This is a genomic window from Fischerella major NIES-592 (assembly GCF_001904645.1).
GTDB classification, from domain to species: Bacteria; Cyanobacteriota; Cyanobacteriia; order Cyanobacteriales; family Nostocaceae; genus Fischerella; species Fischerella thermalis.
On record NZ_MRCA01000001.1, the window covers coordinates 743,575 to 769,389 of the forward strand.

A 25,815-nucleotide genomic window follows, 5' to 3' on the forward strand; every position below is an offset into this window, starting at 1 on the left:
ATCGGGCGGTCAGATCTATTCTAAGACTTTCTCTTCACTTTTCCCTTGCTTTTTTAGTAGAGGCTAGGATCAATTAAGTGAGCGATCGCTATCACTTTCTGCTTGTGTGATCATTCAGTCTTCCTCGACTTAGATGACACCTTCTAAAAATTTTCAAAAACAACGCCGTGCCTAGATTCAAGCTTGATTTTCAAGGCCTCTCTATTTGCTATCATAACCTCAATGTTCTGGTTCTGCTTGTTGATAAGAGCTAAATTATTATTCCATGCATTCTTAATTTGATTTGCTTCTTCTGCCAAAGCTCTAGGCACAGCAAATCTATCTTTTTCGTTAAATAAGAAGACAATTATTCCAACCCCCGCGGTTTCATCGGAATCACGCTTTTTGACAAATGCATTCCAGTTAGATATTATATTTGCCTGCTCTTGTAAAAGTCTTGCCCTATTTCTATACATTGCAATAGCATTGGCAGCTACTTCTGTTAGTTGTGGATCAACATCTACAGCAGAGAGTTGCACCAGCCGATCTGCTAGTTGTGTGTTAAGAGATGATAGAGCAGTAGAATTTTCCACACTATATTCACCCAGTGGCTCAACAGCTACTTTGTAGCTTTCTAAGGAACTCTTCCAGCTTTTCCAATATCTAAGAGTTGCTTGAGCAGTAAGATTTTTTTGAGCTTCAACTGGTTCTGTGCGAGGTTCACTTGGAACTTGACTAGTTTCTCCACCTGGATTAATCTGTGGTTCTGGACTAACTTGTGACTCTCTAGATCGAGATGAAGATAAATTACGATTGCAGGCAACAAGTCCAAAAATAGCAGCAGTACTGAGAACTATAAAGATAAAACGGTTCATCATCTTTACCCAGAACAATTGTGAAGTTAGAAAAATAAAAATTGACAGTGAGAATGACAAAGCGCCCTAAACCTAAGCGATGGCGTGTACTGGTACAGCTAACCCAGGAATTTGCGGTCTAAGTATACTATTATGCGGAAAGTTTCGATATGTCACGCTAAGCGTTTAGGTAGAGAAAAAATTACAAGCATATTTATAAAAATATCGTAGCTGCCAATTTTTATACATGATGTGAAAATTGACAATTTACTGCTTCACACCCTTCATCGACAAACCAATCCGCTTCAGTTTCTCATTCACTTCCATAACTCGCACTTTCACAACTTGTCCCACTTTCACGATTTTTTTGGGATCATCCACAAATTTGTCTGCAAGCTGAGAAATATGCACTAAACCATCATGGTGTACACCAATATCCACAAACGCACCAAAGTTAGCAACATTTGTCACAATACCTTCTAGTTCCATCCCCACTTTCAAATCAGAAATTTCTTTAATTCCTTCTTGGAAAGTGGCATACTTAAACTCGGCACGGGGATCTCTACCTGGTTTTTCTAGTTCTTTGAGAATATCGCGTAGGGTTGGTTCACCAACTGTTTCGGTGACGTATTTTTTCAAGTTTGCCTTTTTGAGTTTTTCGGCAATTTGCGTTACCTGTTGTAAGGGTACATTTAAGTCTTTGGCGATCGCTTCTACTACTGCATAACTCTCCGGATGCACGGCGGTATTATCCAGGGGGTTTTTACCGTTGCGAATCCGTAGAAAACCCGCCGCCTGTTCAAAGGTTTTTGGCCCCAACTTGGGAACTTTCAGCAGTTCCCGACGATTTTTAAAGGCTCCGTTTTGGTTGCGGTAGGTGACAATATTGTTGGCGACGGCGGGGGTAATTCCAGAAACAAAAGTCAAAAGTTCTTTAGAAGCAGTGTTCAAATCTACACCGACGTAGTTAACACAGCTTTCGACTGTTTCGTCTAATTTCTTTTTCAGCAACTTCTGATCTACATCGTGCTGGTATTGTCCCACACCAATAGATTTGGGATCGATTTTCACCAGTTCCGCCAGTGGATCTTGCAAGCGGCGACCGATGCTAATTGCGCCACGTACAGTAACATCTAAATCGGGAAATTCTTGTGCTGCAACTTTACTAGCACTATATATAGATGCACCAGACTCATTAACTATAACTTTTATTGGTTTACGTTCCAAAGTCCGCAAAACTTCCGCGACAAACTCGTCTGTCTCACGGGAAGCTGTACCATTGCCAATAGCGATTAACTCTATCTTGTATTTTTCTATGAGATTTTTGAGTATTTGTGCCGCTTTCAGGCGCTGTTCGGCTGCTTGGTGCGGAAATACTGCTTGATATTCCAAAAATTTTCCGGTTTCATTGAGGATGGCAACTTTACACCCAGTTCTAAACCCTGGATCGATCGCCATTGTTGGTTTCATTCCCGCAGGTGCAGACAGCAGTAACTCCCGCAGGTTGGCTTCAAATGTCTTAATCGACTCAACATCAGCGTATAGTTTCTTCTCTGAGATTACCTCGCTGATTAAAGAAGTTTTCATCAGGCGGTTGAAGGCATCTTTGAGCATTTCCTGATAAAAGTTACGGATAGGACGGTGTTTTGAGCGGATTTCCTGGGATTCTAAATAGGAAAGCACCACATCCTCATCAAAGGAAATGTCAAAACTCAACACTTGCTCATTTTCACCCCGGCACAAAGCTAGCAGGTTGTGGGGTGCGATATTCTTAACTTTGATTTGATAGTTGCGGTACATCTCAAATTTAGTTGTACCTTCGGGATGTTCATCTTTGATCCGGGAGACAAATATTCCTTCCTCTAGCAGATATTCACGCAGATATGCACGTAACTCTGCTTTTTCTGCCACTTCCTCTGCAAGAATATCAGATGCACCCTTTAGCGCCTCTTGTGCTGTTTTGACTCCTTTTTCTTCAGAAATATACTTCGCTGCTTCTGGTTCCAAGTTCGCGGGTGCAGCATTTTTGGTATTCAACGATTTGATAAATTCTGCCAATGGTTCTAGTCCTTTTTCTCTGGCGACGGTGGCGCGGGTGCGACGCTTAGGACGGAAGGGTAAATATAAATCTTCCAGTTCTGTTTTTTGTAAACAAGCTTCGATTTTCTCTTTGAGTTCGTCAGTGAGTTTACCTTGTTCCGCGATCGCATTTAAAATTACCGATTTTCGTTCTTCTAGTTCTGTTAAGTAAGTATGCCTATCTGCCAAGTCGCGTAGTTGGACTTCATTCATTTCTCCAGTGCGTTCTTTGCGGTAACGTGCAATGAAGGGAATAGTCGCACCCTCAGCCAGCAGTTCTAGGGCATTTTGCACCTGATAGGCTTTGAGGTTGAGTTCAGTTGCCAGTAGTTGAGGAATGTTCAGCATTGGGTGTCAGTCAGAAAAGCTACTCCATCAAGGTAATACCTCAGATAGCTTTGATTATGCAAGCGTATGATGTTAAGCTGATATACTAGACTTTTTTGGAATCATTATTAACGCTGTTGTAGTCTATTGAGTAGCGCATTGTGGCTTAAAAACAACGTGAGTTATAATTACTACACGCCTTTAAACTTCAGCCCAATATTAGAACACTAAAAATTAGCGCTTCTGGTTTAGTTCAGAGGTGAAAGAAAAATGCCCCTGTTGTTTTTGATACCACTTTTTACTGGTCTAGTAACTGCCTATATTTTTAAGAAAAGCACCGATGAAATCGGGCAGATTATAGGTGTAGTAGCCGCTGTTAGCCTAGTTTTAGGCTTGATTTTAGCGCCTTGGCAAGTACAGCTTTTGTTACTAGTAGTCGTTCTCGTTAGTACTAAAAAACTATTACAACAAAACGAGTACAAACTGAAGCAGCAGGAAAAAGAACAAGAACAATTCAACAGTGGTCATCACCAGGAAGTAATTAGTTCCCAAGCTGCAAAAATTGAGCATGAAGCAACACACAAGTATCGTGGTAGTTACTACCAAGCAACAGATGTAAGTGTTGAAGTTCAAGAGGGAGAAATTATTGGCAGATATCGTGGTCTTCCTTGGAGAATGCATCAAGTAGTCAATACACCCAGAAGCATGGAGTAACTACTCACCTGCTTCAAGGAAAAATAGGTGTCTGAACAATGGAAGCAAAATTACCAGATACCAGACAAAATCGGCTGACGCTGAAGCGCAGCAATTGTTGATTTCGGCGAAAATAGACTAAAACAAGTATAAGTTATTCACCAAAATCATCTGAGAGAGTCACCTGCTGCTGAATAGTTAAACACATAGCGATTTGTTTCTCAAGATAGGCAGCTTCAGCAACAAAAACAGGATAACAAGTAGAATTTCCTTGATAGCTGATTTCCTGTCCATCAAATCCCAAAAATATAGGAGAATTGGGGTAAAGCGGCTCATAATCCTTAATTTGAGGTGCAATCATCGCTTTTAATTCTCCTTGTTCATCCCTTGGATAGTCTATTGTTTCTAGCTGTTTATAAATAAAAAAACTATTATACATCGGCTGTTTGATTCCCTGGTTATTATTTTGTATATAATCTAATATCTGACTAAGCACTAATTCTGTTTGTAAGAATAAATATCCATTTAAAACACCTTGGGGAACTGGGCCTACTTCTATTGCTAATCCTAATTCACAAAGACTCCTAAGATAAGAGGGTTTTTGTTTTTGTGAATATTGTAGTATTTTTACTAATGGGTTAACTGTACTCAAATAGCCAGCTAGGCGTAGCAAGAAACAATTATCATTATTCAAAATTATTGTGACTCCCATATGAGCAGTTGAACTGTGTAGATCGATAATCAAGTCAACTTTTTCTTGATGCAAATACTGAGCAATTTGTTTGGCTCGCATTTGTTCGTAATTAATGAGCTTCGGATTTTGTAAATCTTCAGGTTGAAAACATCGATTTAAGTCGGTGTCTATATATCTTCTACAAACTTCTACAGCTTTGGGATTAGCTAGTAAAGTGAGAGTATTAAAATTTTGTCGTTCAATCAGATGAGGAAATTTTTGAAACTTTTTAATCAGGTAAACTCCAGTTAATTCATTACCGTGAGTTCCACCAACAATAGCAACTTTTTTGATTAATTTATGAGGCATAACAAACTCCCTTAGTGATTGTTAAGGTAATAATTGAATTGATTGTTTTTTAAGAATTCAGTTAATTATGTTGTCATTATAAATAAGGTTTTACTATCATCGCTAGCATACATTGTGCATAGTAATATATAAAAAATCATATATTATTGAAGTTGATAAACAATGGAAATTCGGCGCTCACAAGATTGTGAGTTGCGACACTTGCGTTACTTTATTGCTGTAGCTGAAAACAAAAACTGTAGCAATACAAGCTTTGTGGATGCTTGTAACCAAAATTAATCACTGTATTCAAACAGAAGCCAAGATTAATTGCACATATAAAACCACACTGTGTTACCAGTGTGGTGAGATAGAGTATAGAGTTTTAAAATTAGGAGATTTACACTAAATAACAGCGATCGCTCGATGTTATTAACAGCTACAGAGCCAGTAACCTCTATTCCCGAATATAAAGGAAATTATTTGAATAATTTAATAGCAGCGTAGACACCACTACGCTGCTTGATATTAATAATACGTTCAATTCAAATCTTGTTTTATCTGAGTAACCTAGTTACTCTAATATCATATTCAATGCCTTTTGGATGGTCAGTTTTAGCCTGCTTGAATGCCATACCATCCGCTTTTTCTCTTGACTCTGCATCTATTTCGTAACGTGCGGTTCCGCGTTGGAAGCTATTACTTAGTTGATCACTATATTCTCTAATATCAACCAACACCTCGTATGTGTGAACCATTGTCGGCCTCCTCGTGCAACATGCAAACGATTGGGAATAAAACCAGTATAGGAATATAGAGAGGTGGTAGTCTTTAACAAATACAAATCTTATGAAAATGAAGTTTTAATACCTAATAAATTTTAAATTTTATTTACCAAAGAGTTCCTATTCCAGTTTATGAAAATAATTGATACTATTTCCCTAAAATATAAATACAAAAGTCCTATTTATTTAATAAAAATAAAAGTAATTACTGTAAAATATTTATAGTTTTATTTTAAATACTTGATATCCATAGCATCTTAAATGAATTGTGAAAATTGAGAGACTCAGAACCCCGACAACTCCTGCGAAGTCGGGGTTCTTATTGTTCATGGTTGCCCCCATTTGCTTCCCAACTATCCCTAAAAGTCGTGAAACCGCACCTAGAAGGACGGACACCACTACAGTGAGTAAGATTAAAATTGCTTAATATTTCGTTACGATAGAGCCATAAGAGGAAAAAACCTCTAATAGCTGAAATCAAAGGTAAACAGCATGAATAACACAATTCGCGTTGGCAACCTGTTTGGGATTCCCTTTTATATCCATCCATCCTGGTTTTTAGTCTTGGGTTTAGTAACTTGGAGTTATAGCGGTGGACTAGTCGCACAATTTCCCCAGTTAGGTGCGGGGTTAGCTTTGCTACTAGGATTAATGACAGCGCTACTGTTATTCAGCTCTGTAGTTGCTCATGAACTAGGACATAGCTTTGTTGCCATTCGTCAAGGAATTGATGTCAAATCAATCACATTATTTATATTTGGTGGATTGGCAAGCTTAGAAAAAGAATCGAAAACTCCAGCTGAAGCTTTTTGGGTAGCGATCGCTGGGCCTTTAGTTAGCTTAATTCTATTCGGTATCTTTACAGCTATTGGTTTTGGGACTGCGGTATCTGGGCCACTAGCAGCGATTCTTGCTGTAGTTGCCACTGTAAACTTGGCATTAGCGCTGTTTAACCTCATTCCCGGCTTGCCTTTGGATGGCGGCAACATACTGAAAGCAATTGTATGGAAAATAACAGGTAATCCTTACAAAGGTGTAGTTTTTGCCAGCCGAGTTGGACAAATCTTTGGTTGGATAGCGATCGCCTCTGGTTTACTACCGCTAGTATTATTTGGTAGCTTTGCTAGCTTTTGGAACTTATTAATCGGTTTCTTCTTGTTACAAAATGCTGGTAACGCAGCCCAATTCGCTAGAGCGCAAGAACAACTGACAGGATTAACAGCAGCAGATGCAGTAACTCTTGATAGCCCAATTGTATCTGCTCATCTTACCCTCAGAGAATTTGCCGATGAACGTTTATTTAAATGGCAAAACTGGCGTTGCTTGTTAGTTACAGATGACAACGGACAACTATTAGGAACAATCAATATTGATGATCTGCGATCAATTCCTGTAGGACAGTGGACAGCAACTCAAATCAAAGAGATCATGCGACCAATCGAAGCGTCTAGCACAGTAAAATCCGACCAACCCCTGTTAGATGTCATCCAACGACTCGAACAACATAGATTGTCTTCGCTAGCCGTGATTCGTGACAATGGCGTACTAGTCGGAATCTTAGAAAAAGCTGCAATCATTAACTTACTACAGAACAGAATGCAAACCAATCCTGCATAATCTCTGGTATGTCCTGCAATACAAAAACCCAGTCATCGTGACTGGGTTTTTTGTTGAGAAAGAGTGGGGCTATATTGCCCATAGTTTACTTATAAAAAGTTAGTTATAGATCGTTAAGCACTGTATATAACTACCAAACCCGTTCTCTGAATTTCGGAAAATTAAAAACATACTTTGAAATGAATGCAAACGAATAATCCATCTCTGTTCATCTGTGTCCATCTGTGTACCCTGCGGGAAGCCGCTTGCGCGTCTACATCTGTGGTCGATTTCTAAAACATCATATTTTTACCAAACGCGATAAACCCCCATCTCCACTTCATTCACATTAGCTGTACCTTCCAATTAATTAAAAATTTACATTTTTCTAATTCATGTCTTGGCTGTCATCAAACGATAACTATTCTCAAAAAGAAACTATGGGAAAATTTGAGACAATCTTAATTAGACTCCATAAACCGACTACACCAAGGTGAATAAAAATGTGATTCTTACACCCCTACACCCTTACTCCCCCATACCCCTTTTTTCAGTCAGGTTTGATTCATGACTCAAAAAGCCTCAACACCCTCTTGTTTAGTAATTGGCGGTGGTATCTCTGGTTTGATTGCAGCTACAGTACTACGCGATCGCAACATGCAAGTTACTGTAGTTGATAAAGGTCGGGCAATTGGTGGCAGAATGGCAACTCGTCGCATCAGAAATTCTCAGTATGGCGAAGGTATTTTTGATTACGGCGCTCAATGTTTCACTGCCCAAGATCCCAAGTTTCAAGCTTTAGTAAATAGCTGGATTCAAGAAGGAATCGTTAAGGAATGGTCACTTAATCAGCAAATTTTGAGTAGAAAAGTTTACTATCGAGGAGTCAACAGTAACCGCAGCATCGCCCAGCACTTGGCTGAAAATTTGGATGTCCATACAAATATAAAAGCAATCAGTTTTGCATGGCAAGACGATCATTGGCAGGTACTAACAGCAAATAACCAAACCTTCCTAGCAGATGTGTTAATACTGACGCCACCATTACCCCAAACTCTGGAACTACTGGATCGTTCGCAAATACAATTACCACCAGAAACAAGACATCGGCTAGAAGAAGTTATCTACCATCCTTGTATAGCATTACTGGCATTATTGGCACAACCTAGTCAGATTCCAAGTCCTGGTGGTATGTACTTAGATGGAACTCTCTTAAGTTGGATTGCTTGCAATCAAAAAAAAGGAATTTCACCTCAAGGTAACGCGGTGACACTGCACGCCACTTCCGAATTTAGCAAAATCCACTGGGACATAGATAATACAGTCATTGCCAATCAACTTTTAGAAGCTGCATCACCGTGGCTTGGCTCATCGGTGATCGATTACCAAGTCCATCGTTGGCGTTACAGCCAACCACAGACAGTATACGGTGAACCTTATCTCGTGGTGACTAAACCAGGGCCAATAGTTATATGTGGGGATGCTTTTATTCAACCAGATGTTGAAGGTGCTGTTTTGTCTGGGTTAGCTGCTGCTGAGTATTTATTGGGATAGCGATCGCTTCATATATGACCACAGCAGATATTGTACTACTAAGCCTGAAGGAAGAAAATATGAAATTGATTTTATCCGGTTTTAGCATCGATTATGAGGATGCAGTCACAACATCCTCAAAAAATCAAGGATTCGAGGTTATCGATTGTGAAAGATTAGATGAATGGGTAGCAGTAGCTTACAGTTTACCCTAAAAGCTCAAAGTCCTCCTTTCTTAGAATTCCACGCCAAAATCAACCTCCAATGCCTCCTCTATCTTGCGCAGGTTCTCAATTGAGAGCGCTCCTTTGAGAGTTTCCTTTTCGATATCGTACCAGTAAGTACGCGACACACCAACCTCATCGCATATCTGTTCCAGAGACTTCTTGGAATCTAGTCGAGCTTGTTTGATGCGATCGCCCAATCCCTCAATATCAATTTCTTTGACTTGTCTTATTCGCATGATCGCACTTATTTACACAAACACTGAAACTTATATATCTAAGTATACACCATAAATTTTTAGCTAGCAAACTAAAAATTTTTAGTACATTGCAAAAATAAAGAAAATTCATCTTACCAATTACCAATCCTATATTTGTTTTTTCTTACGATTGGAATACCAAACTAAAAACACAAATAACCCCATCCCAACCAGATATTTTAATGGTAATGGTACGCGGGGATTAGGAGAAAAAAAGCCCTCAATTGTACCAGCAATAATTAACATTGGCACTATCCCAAATACTAGCTGCACTGCCAGAGAACCGTAGAATTTTAATGCATCAGCACGGCGATACTTACCAGGAAATAAAAGCGCTTTGCCAATTAAAAATCCTGCACCACCAGCAAAAAAAATAGCAGGTAATTCTATAGAACCGTGGGGAAATACAAATGCCCAAAAAGGATAGGCAAGATTGTTTTGTCCTACCAGAGTGCCAACAGCACCAATTAATAAACCATTAAATAACATTAAAAATGCTGTATAAGCTCCAGCGGTGATTCCACCAGCAACAGCACCAAATGACACCGATAAATTATTAATCATAATATTGCTAGATGCCAAAGGTTCAATCCCAACAATTGATCCCATCCATAACTCATGCTCATCCCGCACCTTAATAATCATGCTTTCAGGCACTATTAAGGACATAAAGCTTGGATCTTGCCAAGCATACCACCAAGCAACCAGCGCCCCCAACAAAAATAGGGCAGTAGCAAAGGCAATATACGGGAATGTCTGCTGTATTATAGATGGCAAACCCCAACTGTAAAATTGCAGTACTGCTTGCCACTCTTGGCGACGGGAACCTTGGTAAATTTGCGTGTAGGCACGCGTTGTTAATAATTGTAAATTCTGTATCAGAATATTACCGACTTGCTGGGTGCGGGCGCGGGCTAAATCTGCTGATACAGAACGATATAAACTCGCTAATTCCCTGATTTCTGAAGCTGGCAGTGATTTTAACCCTTTTTTTTCTGCCTGTTTTAATAAAACTTCCAGACGTAGCCAATTTGCTTCTCGCCTAGCAATCCAACGTTGAATATTCATAAATTTTAGGAACACTAGCTTTTACTTAGCTTAAGATAGCCTCAATTCAACACAGTAGATTAAAAGTAGGAGCAGTGTATGTCTTATAATTTGGGTTCTCCTAGTCCCATAGAACCACTAAGCCTTGGTAACGTCATTACTGCGGGAATACGAATATATCGCTCCCACCTAAAAGATTATTTTTTGTTAGCTCTAAAAGCTTATGTGTGGTTGCTTGTTCCGATTTATGGCTGGGCAAAATTTTATGCCCTCTCTGCATTGATCTCTCGTCTGACTTTTGCTGAATTAGTCAATCAACCCGAAAGTATTTCATCAGGGCAGCGTTTCGTCAATTCTAGAATATGGCAATTTTTAATCAACATACTACTCATGTTACTTGTGGGTATGGGAATTTTGATTGGTGTTGTAATTGTATTTGCTATTTTTGGTGTTTTATCAGCAGTATTGGTTGGGGGATTAAATCAACAAGCTAATATTGGTGTATATCTAATGTTAGGTTTGCTTGCTTTTGTGGTTGGCATTTTGGCGCTTGTAGCAGTTTTGTGGATATCTACACGGTTTTATTTGGTGGAGGTTCCTCTGGCAATTGAAGATAATGTTGATGGGACGTCAACAATTGCTCGGAGTTGGGAATTAACGAAGGGTTACGTGTGGCGAATTATTTTAATTTCTTTTGTTGCTTTTTTGATTACGTTACCGATTCAAATTGTTGTTCAGATTGTTAGTACTATTGTGCAATTAATTTTTACACCTTTACTAGAACAAAACTCTGGTTTTGGACTTCTGTTTGCTGTGATAATCTTGGCTTTAAGTTTTGCTAGCGGTGCGGTAGTTTTACCATTCTGGCAAGCGATCAAAGCAGTAATATACTATGACTTGAGGAGTCGGAAAGAGGGTTTAGGCTTAAAGTTACGCGATTACGAAATCTAAAAAAATTGGCTTTGATTGCAATGCATATTTTTAATCGTGTTAAATACCAAACACCAGAAAGTGTAGAACTTGAATTTGTTTTAGCAGGGATTGGTAGTCGTGCTTGGGCTTTAGTGATTGACTATCATGTCTTGGCTTTAATTTTAGTTGTTTTCCTAGTTGCTTGGGTAGCAATTGCTTTTCAGCTCATCGATTGGTTAAGCAATATTGTTGGTTCTGAAAATATTGGTCTTTGGTTTTTGGCGATCGCTATTTTAGTTAATTATTTTGTTTACACAGGATATTTTGTTTTTTTTGAAACTCTTTGGCATGGCCAAACTCCTGGCAAACGAATTGCCAAAATTCGTGTGATTAAGGACAATGGTCAACCAGTAGGATTACAGCAAGCGGCTCTGCGTGCTTTGTTGCGGCCTATTGACGATACCTTATTTTTAGGAGCTTTTTTTATTCTTTTCGGTCGCCGTGAAAAACGTTTAGGTGACTGGATAGCTGGTACAGTTGTGATTCAAGCACAAACAAGACCTGTATCTACATTGACGATTTCGGAACAAGCTAAACCTATCTCTGAGCAATTGTTGCAAACAGCCAATATCTCAGCGATGTTACCTGATGATTTTGCTGTGATTCGTGAATATTTGCTTAGACGTAGTGGCATGGCGGCGAAAGCCAGAAATTCCGTGGCTCTACAATTAGCTAAACAGGTAAAAGCGATTATTAACTTAGAAAAAGTGCCAGAAAATGTCAGTCCTGATCTATTTTTAGAAGCAATTTATCTGAGTTATCAGCAAAGTTCAAATTTTGGTCAATAGTCATTTGTTATTAGTCATTAGTCATTCGATTACTACTAAAAATTAACCAGTCATCACTAAATAGTAAACAATAACTACTAGCTACTAATAGACCATCAACAATTGACAATTGACCATTGACAATTAACTAACTAAAATTTAGGGCTGGCCAATCTGCTTGGCGATAATAATAGGTCATATCGTCAAATTTCCGCAATTCTGCACGGTGGATCAGAAATTCTGGTGTGTTTAATAACCATTGTTGATTCAACTGTGAAAATAGAGTAGCAAGGCGATCGCGATCTAAATTTGGTGAAATTTCCCCAAAATAGCCTAAGGTGACGTGGGCGGTAAAATGATACTGTTGTTCGATACCTAAAGTCATGATGTTAGGATTTTGGTAAATTGCCCGACGAAAGTTAACAATTTCTTCGTAAGAGTTTTGATCTTGGGGTACTAAACAAACACCCACAGCTCTCGTCATCACCATGAGTCCTAGCATTTGCCAACGAATGGGATGAACAACACGTCGTGTCAAAGATTGTTGATATTGCTGAAAAATTTCAGCAAAGCAAGAACGTAACTGTTGTTCGTATTCAGGATTTTTTTCACAAGCATCACTAAAAGCACTATCCCAAATTAAATCTGCCAAAGTTACATGGAAGCTAGCAGGCGGTACGGGTACAATCAGATCACCAGCAACAGGTAACTGCAAAAGTTCCTGTTGATAACTCTGCAACTGAGTATAGAAATTAGAGTTTTGTGTCTCTTCTTTCTGGGGTGGAGTAATAACTGTATAACCCGGAAAAGACACAGCCTGTCTTTCCCCATTGTGTATAGGCTGAAATTTGGAAGATTCCAGGATATGCTGGACTTGGGTTCTAAAGGCTTCTGGTAGCGTCATCCGTGCTACCCGGTTGAGGTAGGTTTGATAATTGTCGTCCACTTTTCATATCCTCGCACTCTGTCCTTGATTTTAATTTGTTAGTGGTAGTAGTTAGTAGTTAGTTGTTGGTTGTTTGTAGGTGGTTGGTGGTTGTTGGTGAGTCCAGCCCCCCAAAAAGGCGGTTCCCGTCACATAGACGCGCTTTGCGCGTCTTCACGCTCCTCACACTCCACCCTTACCGGAAGCCGCTACGCGTCTACACACTCCTCACACTCCCCACCTCCCCATCCCCCCCATCCCCCATCCCCCACTCTCAACAGGAGGTTTCGCCATGCCAATTTACGTTTACTGGGGTGAGGACGATTTTGCTATGGAAAAAGCAATCGCGATTTTACGCGATCGCGTCCTTGATCCTGCCTGGGCAAGTTTTAACTATACTACCCTTTCCCCAGATCAAGCTGATGCTGCGATCGCTGGGTTAAATGAAGTGATGACACCACCCTTTGGTGGTGGTAGTCGCTTGGTATGGCTTGTCAATACTACTATTTGTCAACATTGCCCAGACAATGTGTTATCAGAACTAGCGCGAACTTTACCAGTAATTCCTAAAGATGCATTTTTATTGCTGACTAGCCGTAATAAGCCTGATGAACGGCTCAAATCTACTAAACTTTTAAAACAATTTGCTGCTGAATTCCACGAATTTTCGTTAATTCCACCTTGGAAAACAGAACTATTAGTGCAATCTGTTCAGACTACTGCTCAAGCTGTAGGTGTAAAATTAACTCCTAAAGCTATAGAAATTTTGGCAGAGGCTGTAGGCAACGATACACGACTACTGTACAATGAACTAGAGAAAATACGGCTTTACGCTGGCAACAGTAACAAACCACAAGGTATAGATGTTGTTACTCAGCTAGTTAAAAATACTAATCAGAATAGCTTGCAATTAGCAGCAGCGATGAAGTCGGGAGATACAGCCAAGGCTTTAGCTATACTGGCGAACCTCATTAATGCTTGTGAACCCTCTTTACGGATCGTTGCTACACTGATTGGTCAATTTCGTACTTGGTTATGGGTAAAGTTGATCGTGGAAAGTGGTGAACGCAATCCCCAAGCGATCGCCCAAGCTGCTGAGGTAAGCAACCCCAAGCGTATCTACTTTTTACAGCAAGAAGTTAAATCGCTTTCTTTACAGCAACTTATTGACTGTTTACCCCTACTACTAGAGTTAGAAGTTAATCTCAAACAAGGAGCAGCAGAAATGTTAATTCTCCAAACAAAAATTATAGAAATTTGTCAACTATGTCAAAGAAGGTGACAAAAAATATGCATGTTGCCTAAAGTCAGTATTTTCTTGGAACTTCTTTCTCCTAAAATTATTCATTCTAATTAACATAATTTTATTTGTAGTTTTTTTGAACGCAGCAAATGAACAGATTGTATCAACCATTATGCCGCTCTAGCGTGACTAGAATGCTTTCTAAAATAATGTTTTGTCGCTCTTTGACTATAGCTAGCTTTGTCTCCAGTGTTTTGGTACTTAGCTCAACAGCTAATGTTAATGCTCAAAGTCCTCAACTCAACAATACAGATATAGTGAACTACTCTCGAGCTTTATTAAGGATTGAGCCAGAGCGACAGCAAGCCTTTGACAAAATCAAGAAAATTATTGGGGATAGAGAAATTCCTAAGATTGTTTGTAGCGAACCCAATAGCTTTAAATCTCTACCATCCGAAGCTAGAGATGTGGCGGTAAACTACTGCAATCGTTCTCAGCAAATAGTCCAATCTAATGGTCTTAGCATTGATCAATTTAACAATATTACTCTCCAATTACAAAATAATGAAGACTTAAAACGACAGATTTATAATACTTTAATCCGTCTGCAAAAGGTACCTAATAATCAGTAGGAGAGATTTACTGACATATAACACTCCTGTATTCTACACCCTGCTTGTGGGAAATTGACTTTCTAAGAACATTTGACGTTTAGCGTGAATATTCTTCATATGTTTTTTCACAGTATTGATACTTATGTAAAAATGATCTGCAATTTCTTTATAACTATAACTAGCTCTATACAGGCTCCAAATATCAGCTTCTCGTTGTGTGAGATTGTATTGTGTAACTTCTGCGTTAACGAGGTTTCTCATTGATTCATATCGATTTTCAATTGTAACTAGAAAGCAATAATGTTTGAATTTTTCTAAATTAAGTAATTTCACACGAACTCGAAATAATTTTAACCTATCAAGTGAAATTTCATCAGATAGTATGAGTAGTTTATCAGGAAAAAGCTTATGACTTACAACTAATAACTCACAAATTTGCCAAATAGCTTCTGGTAGTTTGTGCTGATGATAATTATCTTGGCTAAGTTGATTAAATATATGATGTGCTGATGCATTAGCGTAAATAGGTTCACCTGTTTCACTAATAATCAGTAAACCATCTTGCAAGCTGTCTATCACTTCTTTTAAAAAATCAGCTTGTTGACAGTAATGACATTTAATATTTCCTTTGAAATGGAGTGATATGTTTGCGAGAGTAATCATACTAACTTGATTATCATTTTTAAAGTTTTTATTTTTGAATAAAAACACAAAACTAGCTTATAATCGCGCCGAAGCGCAACCATAAACAAGATTATGTATTGCACAGATGAAAGTTTATTTAAATTGACATACTTTAAATACAAATGTTTTATTAATTATTTCGGATATTTTTTTAAAAGATTTACTATTTGCACCAAAAATATAGAAATATTAGTAAATATGCTGTTGTGATTTTATTTTTAATTTTATATTTACTAAGCATTGACTTGGTATAAACCGTACAAATAGCTACAACTCATCAATGAAGCCATAATTGCTAGCTAGTGATAATTAACACCTTTAAGTTAGGTAACATACCAACCCATCAATGCAAATTATAATTACATTTTTTTTTACAATTTTTTAGAGAATCGTTAACTATAACATAAACTCGGTATGTTCTCACTAGTTAGTGCGTTACCATCCTAAATAATGTAAATGACATTACAAGAGCTTATGGAGCCAGATACTTTGCCAACCGAGGTAATTCTGACACATCCGCGTCAGTCCCTCGGTAGTGTGAAACTTGATTGGACACCGCAACCAGGAAATTATCTTGACCTCGAAGGAAAAACCTATGCTGTTCTAGAACGCCGTCACCGTTATCAGCTAAAGTCAGGGCGCTACCGTTTACATAAAATAGCTTTGTATGTGCAATTTGCCAAACTTCCAGAAGAAAAAAGCTGGTTAGATGGACGTTGGATCATTGGTAATCCTAGCTGTCGCTACAATGCTCGTTCAGAAATTATTCGCTGTGCAGTTAATCCAGAAGGTCCATGCAAATCTTGCCGTTACTATGAAAAGCTGAAGCATGAAGGATGAAGTATGAATATTTATCTTTCTACCTTATGCCTTCTGCATTTATCCATTAATATTTTCAAATACTTCTCCTACTCTCAAACGCATCCCATTAACAAAATCCCATCCTGACTGGGGACGTTTCCCAGCTAGCTGGACTTCTCGTAAAATTAACAAACCATCTCCAGTCTGTGCGATCGCTCCTATTCCCTTGGCAATACCTACTACTTCCCCAGGGCTACCTGATAAAGTTGACCCATTAGATTCTTTGTGAAGATATTGCTGAACTTCCGATGGTAGTTCCTGCAAGTAAGTAGAGTCAAGGGGAGCGGTTGCAGTAATTTTGATTGGTTGGTTGCGAAAGCTGGTAATACAGTTGGGGTAAAAACCTCTGATTTGATTGTGTAGTTGTATGGCGCTTTTTGACCAATCCAATTGGTAATCTTCCTTTTTAATCAAAGGTGCATAGGTAGCTTCAGTATTATCCTGAGGAATTGGCTTAATTTCCCCACGTTCTAAACCTATCAAAGTTTCTACTAATAAATCCGCGCCTATTGTGGCTAATTTTTCTGCCAAATCTTGGGCATTATCTAATAAGTTTATTGGTGTAGTTGCTTTCAATAGCATTGCGCCAGTATCCATACCCGCATCCATTAACATAGTTGTGATACCTGTTTCTTTGTCCCCGTTATACAAACACCACTGAATTGGAGCTGCACCCCGGTACTTAGGTAAAATCGAGCCATGTACATTCACGCAACCTAATTTAGGCATATCCAAAATTTCTTGAGAGAGAATTTGCCCATAGGCAATCACCACAAATACATCTGCACCAACTTCCCGAAGCAGAGAAAGAGTTTCAGTATCTTTTTTAACTCGTTGTGGTTGCCATACAGGCAGATTATGAGTGATTGCAACAGTTTTTGTCGGCGAAGGTGTTAATTGATTTCCTCTTCCTCGACGCTTATCTGGCTGGGTAACAACTGCCAGTACTTCAAATTCTGGATGATTTAGCAAATTTTCCAGAGTAGGAACTGCAAATTGGGGAGTACCAAAAAATACAACTTTCATGCTTTGTCAATGATCAATAGTCAATGGTCAATAGTCAATGGTTAATGGTCAATAGTCATTTCATTATTTACTCTCCTCACACTCCATCCTTACGGGAAGCCGCTACGCGTCTACAGACTCCTCACAATCCCCACTCTCTCTTATAAAAGAAGATTTGGTAGAGTTTTTCTAGTAGAGTTATAATGAATTGGCCAAATAATCAAATAAGCCAGTATCAACTGTATCTATTACAACCAAGTCCAATTCTTTGGCTTTGTCTCGCGACAAGTCGGCTAGCGTCTACCATAATCAATATAATTTTTATAAATGTTTCCAAGAAGCCAGCTGCTTTTGCTTTTGCTGAGCTTCTATCCTAGGGTTGTGTTGCCAATATCACTGTAAGCATAAAAACTTATCTTCTTGCAGTTAATCTCATACAGATTACTTTTGGCTAGACTTTAATTGTTATCGCTTGGATTTGTTTGGTTAAATGATATTTGTGCTAAGTTCCTTTAGCAAGGCTGCACTATCTACCTTTGTTTGGAAATTTTAGTGTAGTGGTAACAAAATAAACAGGCTATATCTACCAATTTAACCTACGCATCTTTCGCATCTTTAGTAGTTAATATCACATACTCCTTAATAGCTACAGGATGATGCTTAGGTGATGATTTCGCTTGCTTTTAGCATTGACAAGAATCATTATCAGGTAGTGACAAGCGTCACCTAATCCTGGATTCAGTGTCATGCTAGTATATCTTGCTAGCGAAGGTCGGCTAGTAACTTTTTGTAAAAAGTCATACACAAGGCTTTGTAAAATTATGGCAAATTTTAGTGATTTATTTCGTGAATACAGTTAGTTTTTTGTTATACATATAATCAAACTCTACTTTCTAACTATACTGGCATCTCTTCTCACACAGCACCCGCCCTCTAGAGAGTCAACCAATGTTTAAACATCTTTTGCTGTCAGGATGGTTTCGCGTGCAACCATTCTTCAAGTATGTTGTCGTCGTGATGCTGATTGCGCCCTTAGTGGACGCATCTAGTTACTCTTCCTCTGCCCAATCACAAACAGCTAAAAGTACTTCGATGATGACGGAATTAGCCTCTGTTTCAGCAGGAATAGATGCTAATAGCACATCTAATCACGCTCAAGAATCAAAAGTAACTAATGTTGACTCTTTGGCAGACCAATATCATTCCCGGCGAATGTCTGTAAATGCTGCTGAACCACAAATATTAATAGTAGATCAGGTAGAGTCTTGGGTAGTAGAAAATGATTCTCTGTCGGTGATCGAAATACCCGATAATGACTCATTGGCGGCGGTAGAACTTGCACCAGTCAAGGTGCAAACAGATTTTATGTCTGGAGGGCTGTCTACTAGTCAACTAAGTTTAGTGGAAAAATTAAAGGCTGCAAAAATACAGTCTTTATCTGGGGATAAAATTTATATATCGATGGGTAAGTCTGCTAACCCATCACCTCAAGCAGCTACGAACGTAGCTCCTCAGTATAAAGAATTACCAGTTGTTGAACAGGCTGAACAGGCACAACAGGAACAGCAAGATCCGATCGCTAGTCCTCATCCAATTCCTTGGAATTGGATCATGACTACCCATGAAACTGTTAGTTCTAAAGAAGGTTCTGGAGTACGCCATTATCGCAGTCTACCCGTAGTTTCCCCAGATGGTAGGTATGCTGTTTACAGCCGTGTACAGCTAGAAGTAAAACCAGAACTTTATAACAGCCGTGTTAGTAGCGTTTTGTTTTTAGAAGACAGGCAAAGCAGGAAATTACGCGTATTATCTTCCACTTCTCGCAATATGGATACTTTAATAAATGCTAAAGTATCCCAAGATGCTAATGGCCAAGGGACTATTGGGGTATTAGTTCCCGTAAGTTGGTCAGAAAAAGGCGATCGCTTCCTAGCACGCAAATTTGAAGCCGTATTTAACACATCTGATGCTACAGATAGGGCAGTCATTTGGGATCGACAAAGCGATCGCACTAACACCATTTCTCCTGCTCATGAAGAACAAGAGCATGAAAAGATTGCTATACTATTAGGCTGGAGTAAAACCCAACCGAATAGCGTCCTATTCCGTACAGGTGAAATGGGCGAAGAAGAATGGCCTGTGTTAGCAGTTGCTAGTGATGGTAACACTGTCATAGCAGCAGATGCAGATAAAGCAGTAACTTTTGGTGAAACAATCAAACAAGTTTGGCCGGGACCGCAAGTCGCTTATCGGTAAAGTAATTTGAAATACCATTTGAGCTAAAACTGTATTTACTTAGCCTGCTAACGCAGGCTTTTTTTTGTGATTGTGGATTGAACACACTTTGCGATCGCTCCAAAAATTATGAATCATGAACTATGCTTTTTTTCATTATTCACCATTCATAATTCGTCTTTTTAATCATGTCTAAAGAATTTACCATCGGTAGTAAAGTTCGTGTCATTGCCTTACCCCCCTACGTCAAAACCGCTGATCCCATGCCTATGCTGCGTCCGCCCGACGTGATTCGTATTGGCGAAGAAGGGGTAGTACTTGATCGCCGTCCTGCTGGATACTGGGGCGTCCGTTTTGCTAAGGGGGCTTTTCTGATGGAAAGCCAATATATCGAAAGTGTAGAAACTACCCAAGCTGAGAATAGCAACGAGTAATTGTAAACTTGTGTTAAGTTGTGATTCTGGTCAGCACAATGACTTCTCGCCGCCATTTTTTAACCATATTATTCGCTAGTTGTTTTGCGTTCATCAGTTGGTTAAATTTTGCCCCAGCAGCTAACGCCTTGGGTGGCAAACTTCCCCCTATTAACCAACCAGCACCAGAGTTTACTTTGCCAACCAACTCGGGCGAAGGTAAACTTTCTCTGTCTGATTATCGTGGTAAGTGGGTAGTTCTTTACTTCTATCCCAAAGACTTCACCCCTGGTTGTACCATAGAGGCCCGTCGGTTTCAGCAAGACTTACCTAAATACCTCGAAAAAAATGCACAAGTAATTGGTGTTAGTGCTGACGATGTAAATTCTCACGCTGAATTTTGTGATTCACAAGGACTCAAATTTCCTCTGTTGGCAGATACAACAGGCGCAGTCAGCAAAGCTTACGGTTCTTGGATGAGTTTTGTTTCTGTACGCCATACATTTATCATTGATCCCCAAGGCATTCTGCGAGAGACTTTTGTCAAAGTTAATCCAGCTATTCATAGCCAAGAAGTATTAGCCCGGCTAGAGGAATTGCAACAAGCTACCTCATAGCTTATTTAAGCCTTTTTAGTCGACCTCTTGCACAAATATTTTTACCCCACCCTAACCCTCCCCTTTGACGGGGGATCCGGAGGGTTTTTAGAATTCATGCAAGAGTTCGAGTGAGTCCAATCAATCTCTTTCCTAGCCTCTCACCTACGAAGTGAGGGAGAAACAACGAAAATTTTAGGTTTTTACTACCCTTTCCGTTTCCAACAGGGGCTGGGGGAGAGATAAAAGCAGGATTAGTCAAACTTACGTTCAACATAGCTACAAATCCTAATAGGACTATATCCTTATAAGTAAGAATAATTGGTAATTAGTTATTCATGATTAGTTACTAATTGTTACAGACAGCTCATGACTTTGGACTTTTGATTCTGGAGCAATAACTATGGATTTCAAAAGTGAAGTAAACATTAAAACTAATACACAAAACTTCAAATTTGCTCAGCCTACTGTCAGCCGTAAACCATTGGAATTCCTCAGAGATACTGAGGCTTTGTTACGGCGTCCAACTGTAGCAACATTAGCACCATTGTTGCCACCAAAGGTAGGGAATAACTTACAAATTGCCTCTTGTGTAGCCGAAGAATCACTGCAAGAGTTAGCAGAAATCGACTTAGAAACAATCAGCGACTGGGAACTAAGACCTCTGCGGATTCGGATTGGGTTAAGTTTTGTTGGGTTTGGAGCGCTGATGACAGTTTTACTGCTACTTTACTTAAATACTCTCTACTCACAATTAAGTCCGATTGAGCAAATAGCGAGATATTGGCATCAATATGTTTGGTTTGTTTGCTTAGGTGTAACTGGAATGTTTATTCTAGGTCGAGAAGCAATGCGTCCTATTAACAAACCTCAAAAATCGGGTGAAAGATAAGTTTGTGTGTCCGAACTTAACTAAGTAGATTGCGTTATAATGCCTACTTAAATTTTTTGGTAAAGCCAGGTTCCAGAGTTTTTCTCGAACCACCACTAAACTATGCACTTTAGTACATTATCTTGCTGATCACAAATAGTTTACACGCCTCGCTATTGCTGATATTATTTTTTCAAAGTAAAAATAACTAAAACTGAGACATCTATAAAGTTAAGTAAAGAACATAAACAGTGACTCTTGCAAGCTAAGTCAATGCTAGAGCTGGAAGATAGATTTTAGAAACATAACTTCAACATATTGCCTAAGGATAGGTGGCGAATATGGAACCAGGGAGACTTGCACAATTTCTTAATTTTCTGCAAGAAGATTTAGCAATTCCTACCACTGATCTACAGTTAGCATTACGACATCCTGAACAGACCCCAAATTTGTTACCAATAATTTTGTGGCAATACGGGCTAGTAACATTGAACCAGCTGGATCGTATTTTTGACTGGTTACAGGGGAATGTTTGAAGTGAAACCACAATAAAAGCAAAAAATCTTGGTATTTTGACCAGTGGTGGCGAATGTCCAGGTCAATACAATTGCAGATATTTTAAATCGCCTAACCTGCAATACTACGAACAATATCGCACCATCGTTGTAGAGATAATGGGGTGTACATCTGCACACTTGCTATAGAAATCAAGCGTGTCAGTAAGTAACTATCCTATTGATGTCCAAGTTTCTCTATTGGGACAAATCCAATGTAGCAGAATACCCTCAGCTAGCGATCGCACTGGGATTAAATAGCGAAATTTTCGCTTTTGAGCTTTAAATCATTATTTATTTGATTTATCTCTCTTATTGCTTCTTATAGCTACCTATTTCTCAGTATAACTCTAATTTCCGGGTATCATTGAGATTTTTTATCAAAAACTAATGAGAAAAGTTTGCACTTAAGGTATGCTAATTTAAGGAGTTCTACTCCCGTTAACATCTATTTCAACGGAGTTAAAGCGCAGTATTTACTGCGAGTTTATTGCACTTTGAGGACGGCAATCTTGAAGTCTTTCAGTTCAGAACTAGGAACAAAATACGTTGTAGAAGTGAATTGGTCAGACCGTTGGCAGGTCTATCAACGTTTGCGGGAACTAGATATTCCTTGCTGGTGTGAGACCAACCAACCATTGACAGTTCAAATTGACAATGCTTACACAGCTATTCAACTTTGGAGTGTCATGCGGCAATTCACAGCATCTCGACAAGTATTGATTTGGGCTTTAGAAGTGTGTTGGTAAAAGAATTCTCAATTTGGGATTAAATGTCAACCATTGATTTTACTAGTAAAAAAATGGATCACAACTATGAGTAAATTCCACGAGACTGAAACAACAGCATTTTGTTTGGAGGCAAGATTCCTCGATTTTGTGATCAAAGATGGCTACAAACTCAAAGGGCTAATGCTCGCGACTCCTGAAGGTGAATGTTATGTCAAACTAGCGAAACATTTACGAGTAGCTTTTGATTGGCGCTTGCCACGTGGTACTTGGTTGCAAGTTGTGGGTGAGAAAAAATACGATCGCAAAACTGGTGAAGTTAAGCTGAAAGCTGAACGAATTTTGGCAGCCAGAATAGACACGGTGACGCAAAGACAAGATGCGGAGAAATTCTCTGTGTCCTCCCCTCATCAGACCAAGCCAAAAGCAACAAAATCAACAATCCTGGTATGTCAAAAATCTGATTGTATGAAACGTGGCGGCAAAGAAGTGTGCCAAGCTATACAAGCAGCTATGAGCGATCGCGGTTTAGAAGATCAAGTAACTATTAAAGGCACTGGCTGTATGAAAAATTGTAAAGCAGGGCCTAATCTAGTTATGCCCGATAAAACCCGCTATAGTCGCATACTCGCTACACAAGTACCCGCGCTGATGGATAAACATTTTGCTGCTAAAGATCAAGACAGTGAAATGACAAAAGCGATCGCTAGTAGTACAAATATTTAAAAAGAAAGAAATTTAATAAATATATTTTGCTGAGGTTTTGATACTCAGTCCTATTTTTTTGCCCTATGTTGAGTTGGGTGGAGACGTGATGTTCCTCGCGTCTGTGGAAAATTATTTTTGAGAATCGAACACAGATGGACACAGATGGACACAGATAGATCATCGGTGTGTTTCCTCACCCTTTTGTTTAGCATCAAGCACACCGAAGGCATTGAGAATACCATAACATCCTACTCTGCGTTTCTCTGCGTTTACCTCTGCGCTCCTTTGCGTTTCAATTCCAACCCTCACAACAGAGTGTCGCAAAAACTCAAAACTTAAATCTCAACCACCACTGATTTTGGCTTTGTACCCCAGCTTGGTCAAAATTTCCAGAATTTTCTGCTTGTGTTCGCCTTGAATTTCAATTTCGTTATCTTTAACTGTGCCACCTGTACCGCACTGAGTTTTCAATTGTTTTACTAGTGCTTGTAAGGTTTCTGGTTTGGCTTGAAAACCGCTAATTACAGTGACAGTCTTTCCTTTGCGCCCAGCGCGAGTTGCTTGTACCCGCAAATTTTGTTTTTCCGGTGGTAGTTCTTGAGTTGGTCTTTCTAATGCTGGGGAGTTGTTGTCACCAAATTCACGGTAGACAAAGCGATCGCTAGATGATTTATCCTTTGGGGAAGCCATAAACTTTAACAATTCAGTGAACAGTTATCAGTTATCAGTTATCAAAAACTGATAACTGTTTTATTAGTCTGTTTTTATCCTAATCCGCTTGAGACTTTTTTATAATGAAGTTCGTCTTGTTATGCCGCACCAATCCAAAATCTAAAATCCAAAATCCAAAATCGAATGACTACTACTCCAATTTTTCCTAATTCCCAAACGAATCAACAGCCCGACCCCCAAGGACGCTTCGGTCGTTTCGGTGGTAAGTATGTCCCGGAAACACTAATGCCAGCACTGGCAGAATTAGAAACAGCATACGAACAATACCGCAATCAACCTGCTTTTGTTGCTGAATTACAACAATTACTCCGTGATTATGTCGGACGTGCTACTCCTTTGTATTTTGCTGAACGCCTCACCGCCCACTATGCCCGGCCAGATGGCACAGGAGCGCAAATTTACTTAAAGCGTGAAGACCTAAATCATACAGGCGCTCACAAAATCAATAATGCGATCGGTCAGGTGTTATTGGCAAAACGCATGGGCAAAAAGCGGATTATTGCCGAAACTGGTGCTGGACAACACGGTGTAGCAACGGCGACAGTGTGCGCTCGATTTGGTTTGGAATGTGTAATTTACATGGGCGTTCACGATATGGAACGTCAAGCTTTGAATGTCTTTAGAATGCGGTTGATGGGGGCAGAAGTCCGGCCAGTCGTGGCGGGAACAGGTACACTCAAGGATGCCACTTCTGAAGCAATTCGGGATTGGGTGACAAATGTAGAGACGACTCACTATATTTTGGGTTCGGTGGCTGGCCCCCATCCTTACCCAATGATGGTGCGGGATTTTCATGCAGTGATTGGGCAAGAAACCCGCGCTCAAGCAATGGAAAAATGGGGAAGCTTGCCTGACATTCTCATGGCTTGTGTCGGTGGTGGTTCTAATGCGATGGGACTTTTTCACGAGTTTGTGAATGAGCCATCTGTACGGTTAATTGGGGTGGAAGCTGCTGGCGAAGGTGTAGATACAGATAAACATGCCGCTACCTTGACAAAAGGACGAGTTGGTGTATTGCACGGAGCAATGAGTTATCTGCTACAAGATAACGATGGACAGGTGATTGAAGCCCATTCGATTAGCGCTGGTTTAGACTATCCAGGTGTGGGGCCAGAACATAGTTATTTAAAAGATTCTGGACGTGCCGAATATTACAGTGTTACCGATGCGGAAGCTTTAGCAGCATTCCAAAGACTTTCGCGCTTAGAGGGAATTATACCCGCACTAGAAACTTCCCATGCGATCGCCTATCTCGAAACTCTGTGTCCCCAACTTAGCGGTAGCCCTCGAATTGTGATCAACTGTTCTGGACGTGGTGACAAAGATGTGCAGACAGTAGCAAAGTTCTTAAATCCGGCATAAGAACGGTATTAGGCATGAAGTTAACAACCACAAATTATTAATTACCCATTACCCATTACCCAAATGGTGTCTATCTTAGGATTCTGGTTGCACTCAAGACTATAGTGTTACATTCAAAAAGCCAGACTAATGCTGAAAAATTTGTTT

The 25,815-nt window shown here is 39.5% G+C and carries 27 protein-coding genes; 17 read left to right on the top strand and 10 right to left on the bottom strand.

The genetic code is table 11. The annotated features are described in order from the left end of the window. Positions 1–143: 143 nt before the first annotated feature. On the bottom strand, positions 144–857 hold the full coding sequence (locus tag NIES592_RS03295; RefSeq protein ID WP_143168330.1) for a hypothetical protein: 714 nt from the start codon (positions 855–857) through the stop codon (positions 144–146). Between the two features lie 243 nt (positions 858–1,100). Then, positions 1,101–3,260 carry a Tex family protein gene (locus tag NIES592_RS03300; RefSeq protein ID WP_073554900.1) on the bottom strand — a complete coding sequence of 720 codons (2,160 nt, stop codon included), beginning with the start codon at positions 3,258–3,260 and terminating at the stop codon, positions 1,101–1,103. 249 nt (positions 3,261–3,509) lie between these two features. Here NIES592_RS03300 and NIES592_RS03305 point away from each other — a divergent pair, with 249 nt between their 5' ends. After that, positions 3,510–3,953: a DUF4278 domain-containing protein gene (locus NIES592_RS03305; protein ID WP_009456251.1), complete on the top strand. Its 444-nt coding sequence runs from the start codon at positions 3,510–3,512 to the stop codon at positions 3,951–3,953. A gap of 133 nt (positions 3,954–4,086) precedes the next feature. Here NIES592_RS03305 and NIES592_RS03310 read toward each other — a convergent pair whose 3' ends face one another. Then, the gene (locus tag NIES592_RS03310) at positions 4,087–4,974 is read right to left on the bottom strand and encodes an aspartoacylase (protein ID WP_073554901.1); all 888 of its coding nucleotides are present in this window, start codon (positions 4,972–4,974) and stop codon (positions 4,087–4,089) included. A 536-nt stretch (positions 4,975–5,510) separates the two neighbouring features. Continuing rightward, positions 5,511–5,711, bottom strand: a complete 201-nt coding sequence (locus NIES592_RS03320) for a hypothetical protein (protein WP_009456243.1) — start codon at positions 5,709–5,711, stop codon at positions 5,511–5,513. Positions 5,712–6,230: 519 nt separating this feature from the next. Between NIES592_RS03320 and NIES592_RS03325 the strand changes: the two genes are divergently transcribed. The 3 genes from NIES592_RS03325 to NIES592_RS03335 all read left to right on the top strand — a co-directional run bounded on the left by NIES592_RS03325 (position 6,231) and on the right by NIES592_RS03335 (position 9,082). Then, positions 6,231–7,355 (top strand): site-2 protease family protein, encoded by a 1,125-nt coding sequence (locus NIES592_RS03325; RefSeq protein ID WP_073554902.1) that lies wholly within the window; start codon positions 6,231–6,233, stop codon positions 7,353–7,355. A gap of 546 nt (positions 7,356–7,901) precedes the next feature. Then, positions 7,902–8,888: an NAD(P)/FAD-dependent oxidoreductase gene (locus NIES592_RS03330; RefSeq protein WP_073554903.1), complete on the top strand. Its 987-nt coding sequence runs from the start codon at positions 7,902–7,904 to the stop codon at positions 8,886–8,888. 59 nt (positions 8,889–8,947) lie between these two features. Beyond that, a complete protein-coding gene (locus NIES592_RS03335; protein ID WP_256678054.1) occupies positions 8,948–9,082 on the top strand; it encodes a hypothetical protein in 135 nt (44 codons plus the stop codon). Positions 9,083–9,102: 20 nt separating this feature from the next. Here the strand turns inward: NIES592_RS03335 and NIES592_RS03340 are convergent, their stop codons facing one another. Next, positions 9,103–9,330 (bottom strand): helix-turn-helix domain-containing protein, encoded by a 228-nt coding sequence (locus NIES592_RS03340; RefSeq protein WP_009456239.1) that lies wholly within the window; start codon positions 9,328–9,330, stop codon positions 9,103–9,105. A 129-nt stretch (positions 9,331–9,459) separates the two neighbouring features. After that, complete coding sequence (locus NIES592_RS03345; protein ID WP_062248645.1) at positions 9,460–10,419, bottom strand: stage II sporulation protein M; 960 nt, start codon at positions 10,417–10,419, stop codon at positions 9,460–9,462. Between the two features lie 78 nt (positions 10,420–10,497). On the opposite strand from NIES592_RS03345, the gene NIES592_RS03350 reads away from it, so the two are divergent. Together NIES592_RS03350 and NIES592_RS03355 are read left to right on the top strand one after the other, a co-directional pair. After that, complete coding sequence (locus NIES592_RS03350) at positions 10,498–11,349, top strand: glycerophosphoryl diester phosphodiesterase membrane domain-containing protein (RefSeq protein WP_073554904.1); 852 nt, start codon at positions 10,498–10,500, stop codon at positions 11,347–11,349. A 20-nt stretch (positions 11,350–11,369) separates the two neighbouring features. Continuing rightward, a complete protein-coding gene (locus NIES592_RS03355) occupies positions 11,370–12,158 on the top strand; it encodes an RDD family protein (RefSeq protein ID WP_073554976.1) in 789 nt (262 codons plus the stop codon). A 127-nt stretch (positions 12,159–12,285) separates the two neighbouring features. Here NIES592_RS03355 and NIES592_RS03360 read toward each other — a convergent pair whose 3' ends face one another. Then, positions 12,286–13,083: a DUF1868 domain-containing protein gene (locus NIES592_RS03360; RefSeq protein WP_084552206.1), complete on the bottom strand. Its 798-nt coding sequence runs from the start codon at positions 13,081–13,083 to the stop codon at positions 12,286–12,288. 271 nt (positions 13,084–13,354) lie between these two features. On the opposite strand from NIES592_RS03360, the gene holA reads away from it, so the two are divergent. Further along, the gene (gene holA, locus NIES592_RS03365) at positions 13,355–14,344 is read left to right on the top strand and encodes a DNA polymerase III subunit delta (RefSeq protein ID WP_073554905.1); all 990 of its coding nucleotides are present in this window, start codon (positions 13,355–13,357) and stop codon (positions 14,342–14,344) included. Between the two features lie 110 nt (positions 14,345–14,454). Further along, entirely contained in the window at positions 14,455–14,937 is a 483-nt protein-coding gene (locus NIES592_RS03370) for a DUF4168 domain-containing protein (RefSeq protein ID WP_062248638.1), read from the top strand. A 33-nt stretch (positions 14,938–14,970) separates the two neighbouring features. Here NIES592_RS03370 and NIES592_RS03375 read toward each other — a convergent pair whose 3' ends face one another. Next, the gene (locus NIES592_RS03375; RefSeq protein WP_256678056.1) at positions 14,971–15,630 is read right to left on the bottom strand and encodes a LuxR C-terminal-related transcriptional regulator; all 660 of its coding nucleotides are present in this window, start codon (positions 15,628–15,630) and stop codon (positions 14,971–14,973) included. A gap of 447 nt (positions 15,631–16,077) precedes the next feature. Between NIES592_RS03375 and NIES592_RS03380 the strand changes: the two genes are divergently transcribed. Beyond that, positions 16,078–16,443, top strand: a complete 366-nt coding sequence (locus NIES592_RS03380; protein ID WP_172451408.1) for a DUF6464 family protein — start codon at positions 16,078–16,080, stop codon at positions 16,441–16,443. 39 nt (positions 16,444–16,482) lie between these two features. Here NIES592_RS03380 and fmt read toward each other — a convergent pair whose 3' ends face one another. Further along, the gene (gene fmt, locus NIES592_RS03385; protein ID WP_073554906.1) at positions 16,483–17,490 is read right to left on the bottom strand and encodes a methionyl-tRNA formyltransferase; all 1,008 of its coding nucleotides are present in this window, start codon (positions 17,488–17,490) and stop codon (positions 16,483–16,485) included. 996 nt (positions 17,491–18,486) lie between these two features. Between fmt and NIES592_RS03390 the strand changes: the two genes are divergently transcribed. From NIES592_RS03390 to NIES592_RS03425, 7 genes are all read left to right on the top strand, one after another. Beyond that, positions 18,487–19,725 (top strand): hypothetical protein, encoded by a 1,239-nt coding sequence (locus NIES592_RS03390; protein WP_073554907.1) that lies wholly within the window; start codon positions 18,487–18,489, stop codon positions 19,723–19,725. 167 nt (positions 19,726–19,892) lie between these two features. Continuing rightward, positions 19,893–20,138 (top strand): regulatory protein SipA, encoded by a 246-nt coding sequence (gene sipA, locus NIES592_RS03395; protein WP_016870117.1) that lies wholly within the window; start codon positions 19,893–19,895, stop codon positions 20,136–20,138. Between the two features lie 38 nt (positions 20,139–20,176). Beyond that, the gene (locus NIES592_RS03400; protein WP_062250742.1) at positions 20,177–20,734 is read left to right on the top strand and encodes a peroxiredoxin; all 558 of its coding nucleotides are present in this window, start codon (positions 20,177–20,179) and stop codon (positions 20,732–20,734) included. 382 nt (positions 20,735–21,116) lie between these two features. Next, on the top strand, positions 21,117–21,605 hold the full coding sequence (locus tag NIES592_RS03410; RefSeq protein ID WP_062248631.1) for a hypothetical protein: 489 nt from the start codon (positions 21,117–21,119) through the stop codon (positions 21,603–21,605). Positions 21,606–21,925: 320 nt separating this feature from the next. Continuing rightward, positions 21,926–22,120 carry a DUF2949 domain-containing protein gene (locus tag NIES592_RS03415; RefSeq protein WP_009456211.1) on the top strand — a complete coding sequence of 65 codons (195 nt, stop codon included), beginning with the start codon at positions 21,926–21,928 and terminating at the stop codon, positions 22,118–22,120. 530 nt (positions 22,121–22,650) lie between these two features. After that, a complete protein-coding gene (locus tag NIES592_RS03420; RefSeq protein ID WP_062248629.1) occupies positions 22,651–22,887 on the top strand; it encodes an Asr1405/Asl0597 family protein in 237 nt (78 codons plus the stop codon). 66 nt (positions 22,888–22,953) lie between these two features. Beyond that, positions 22,954–23,592 carry a (2Fe-2S) ferredoxin domain-containing protein gene (locus NIES592_RS03425; RefSeq protein WP_073554908.1) on the top strand — a complete coding sequence of 213 codons (639 nt, stop codon included), beginning with the start codon at positions 22,954–22,956 and terminating at the stop codon, positions 23,590–23,592. A gap of 324 nt (positions 23,593–23,916) precedes the next feature. Here NIES592_RS03425 and NIES592_RS03430 read toward each other — a convergent pair whose 3' ends face one another. Continuing rightward, the gene (locus NIES592_RS03430; RefSeq protein WP_062248627.1) at positions 23,917–24,264 is read right to left on the bottom strand and encodes a translation initiation factor; all 348 of its coding nucleotides are present in this window, start codon (positions 24,262–24,264) and stop codon (positions 23,917–23,919) included. 165 nt (positions 24,265–24,429) lie between these two features. On the opposite strand from NIES592_RS03430, the gene trpB reads away from it, so the two are divergent. Further along, positions 24,430–25,668: a tryptophan synthase subunit beta gene (gene trpB / locus NIES592_RS03435; protein ID WP_073554909.1), complete on the top strand. Its 1,239-nt coding sequence runs from the start codon at positions 24,430–24,432 to the stop codon at positions 25,666–25,668. The last annotated feature ends 147 nt before the right edge of the window (positions 25,669–25,815 follow it).

Bases quoted from the DNA above. Each gene is read 5' to 3' on its own strand.
- NIES592_RS03350 (WP_073554904.1), top strand. From the start codon at position 10,498: ATGTCTTATAATTTGGGTTCTCCTAGTCCCATAGAACCACTAAGCCTT.
- NIES592_RS03305 (WP_009456251.1), top strand. From the start codon at position 3,510: ATGCCCCTGTTGTTTTTGATACCACTTTTTACTGGTCTAGTAACTGCC.
- NIES592_RS03430 (WP_062248627.1), bottom strand. From the start codon at position 24,264: ATGGCTTCCCCAAAGGATAAATCATCTAGCGATCGCTTTGTCTACCGT.
- holA (WP_073554905.1), top strand. From the start codon at position 13,355: ATGCCAATTTACGTTTACTGGGGTGAGGACGATTTTGCTATGGAAAAA.
- NIES592_RS03390 (WP_073554907.1), top strand. From the start codon at position 18,487: ATGCTGATTGCGCCCTTAGTGGACGCATCTAGTTACTCTTCCTCTGCC.
- NIES592_RS03340 (WP_009456239.1), bottom strand. From the start codon at position 9,330: ATGCGAATAAGACAAGTCAAAGAAATTGATATTGAGGGATTGGGCGAT.
- NIES592_RS03325 (WP_073554902.1), top strand. From the start codon at position 6,231: ATGAATAACACAATTCGCGTTGGCAACCTGTTTGGGATTCCCTTTTAT.
- NIES592_RS03410 (WP_062248631.1), top strand. From the start codon at position 21,117: ATGGATTTCAAAAGTGAAGTAAACATTAAAACTAATACACAAAACTTC.
- NIES592_RS03425 (WP_073554908.1), top strand. From the start codon at position 22,954: ATGAGTAAATTCCACGAGACTGAAACAACAGCATTTTGTTTGGAGGCA.
- NIES592_RS03320 (WP_009456243.1), bottom strand. From the start codon at position 5,711: ATGGTTCACACATACGAGGTGTTGGTTGATATTAGAGAATATAGTGAT.
- NIES592_RS03335 (WP_256678054.1), top strand. From the start codon at position 8,948: ATGAAATTGATTTTATCCGGTTTTAGCATCGATTATGAGGATGCAGTC.
- NIES592_RS03295 (WP_143168330.1), bottom strand. From the start codon at position 857: ATGATGAACCGTTTTATCTTTATAGTTCTCAGTACTGCTGCTATTTTT.
- NIES592_RS03310 (WP_073554901.1), bottom strand. From the start codon at position 4,974: ATGCCTCATAAATTAATCAAAAAAGTTGCTATTGTTGGTGGAACTCAC.
- sipA (WP_016870117.1), top strand. From the start codon at position 19,893: ATGTCTAAAGAATTTACCATCGGTAGTAAAGTTCGTGTCATTGCCTTA.
- NIES592_RS03380 (WP_172451408.1), top strand. From the start codon at position 16,078: ATGGAGCCAGATACTTTGCCAACCGAGGTAATTCTGACACATCCGCGT.
- trpB (WP_073554909.1), top strand. From the start codon at position 24,430: ATGACTACTACTCCAATTTTTCCTAATTCCCAAACGAATCAACAGCCC.
- NIES592_RS03415 (WP_009456211.1), top strand. From the start codon at position 21,926: ATGGAACCAGGGAGACTTGCACAATTTCTTAATTTTCTGCAAGAAGAT.
- NIES592_RS03355 (WP_073554976.1), top strand. From the start codon at position 11,370: ATGCATATTTTTAATCGTGTTAAATACCAAACACCAGAAAGTGTAGAA.
- NIES592_RS03345 (WP_062248645.1), bottom strand. From the start codon at position 10,419: ATGAATATTCAACGTTGGATTGCTAGGCGAGAAGCAAATTGGCTACGT.
- NIES592_RS03370 (WP_062248638.1), top strand. From the start codon at position 14,455: ATGAACAGATTGTATCAACCATTATGCCGCTCTAGCGTGACTAGAATG.
- fmt (WP_073554906.1), bottom strand. From the start codon at position 17,490: ATGAAAGTTGTATTTTTTGGTACTCCCCAATTTGCAGTTCCTACTCTG.
- NIES592_RS03330 (WP_073554903.1), top strand. From the start codon at position 7,902: ATGACTCAAAAAGCCTCAACACCCTCTTGTTTAGTAATTGGCGGTGGT.
- NIES592_RS03400 (WP_062250742.1), top strand. From the start codon at position 20,177: ATGACTTCTCGCCGCCATTTTTTAACCATATTATTCGCTAGTTGTTTT.
- NIES592_RS03300 (WP_073554900.1), bottom strand. From the start codon at position 3,260: ATGCTGAACATTCCTCAACTACTGGCAACTGAACTCAACCTCAAAGCC.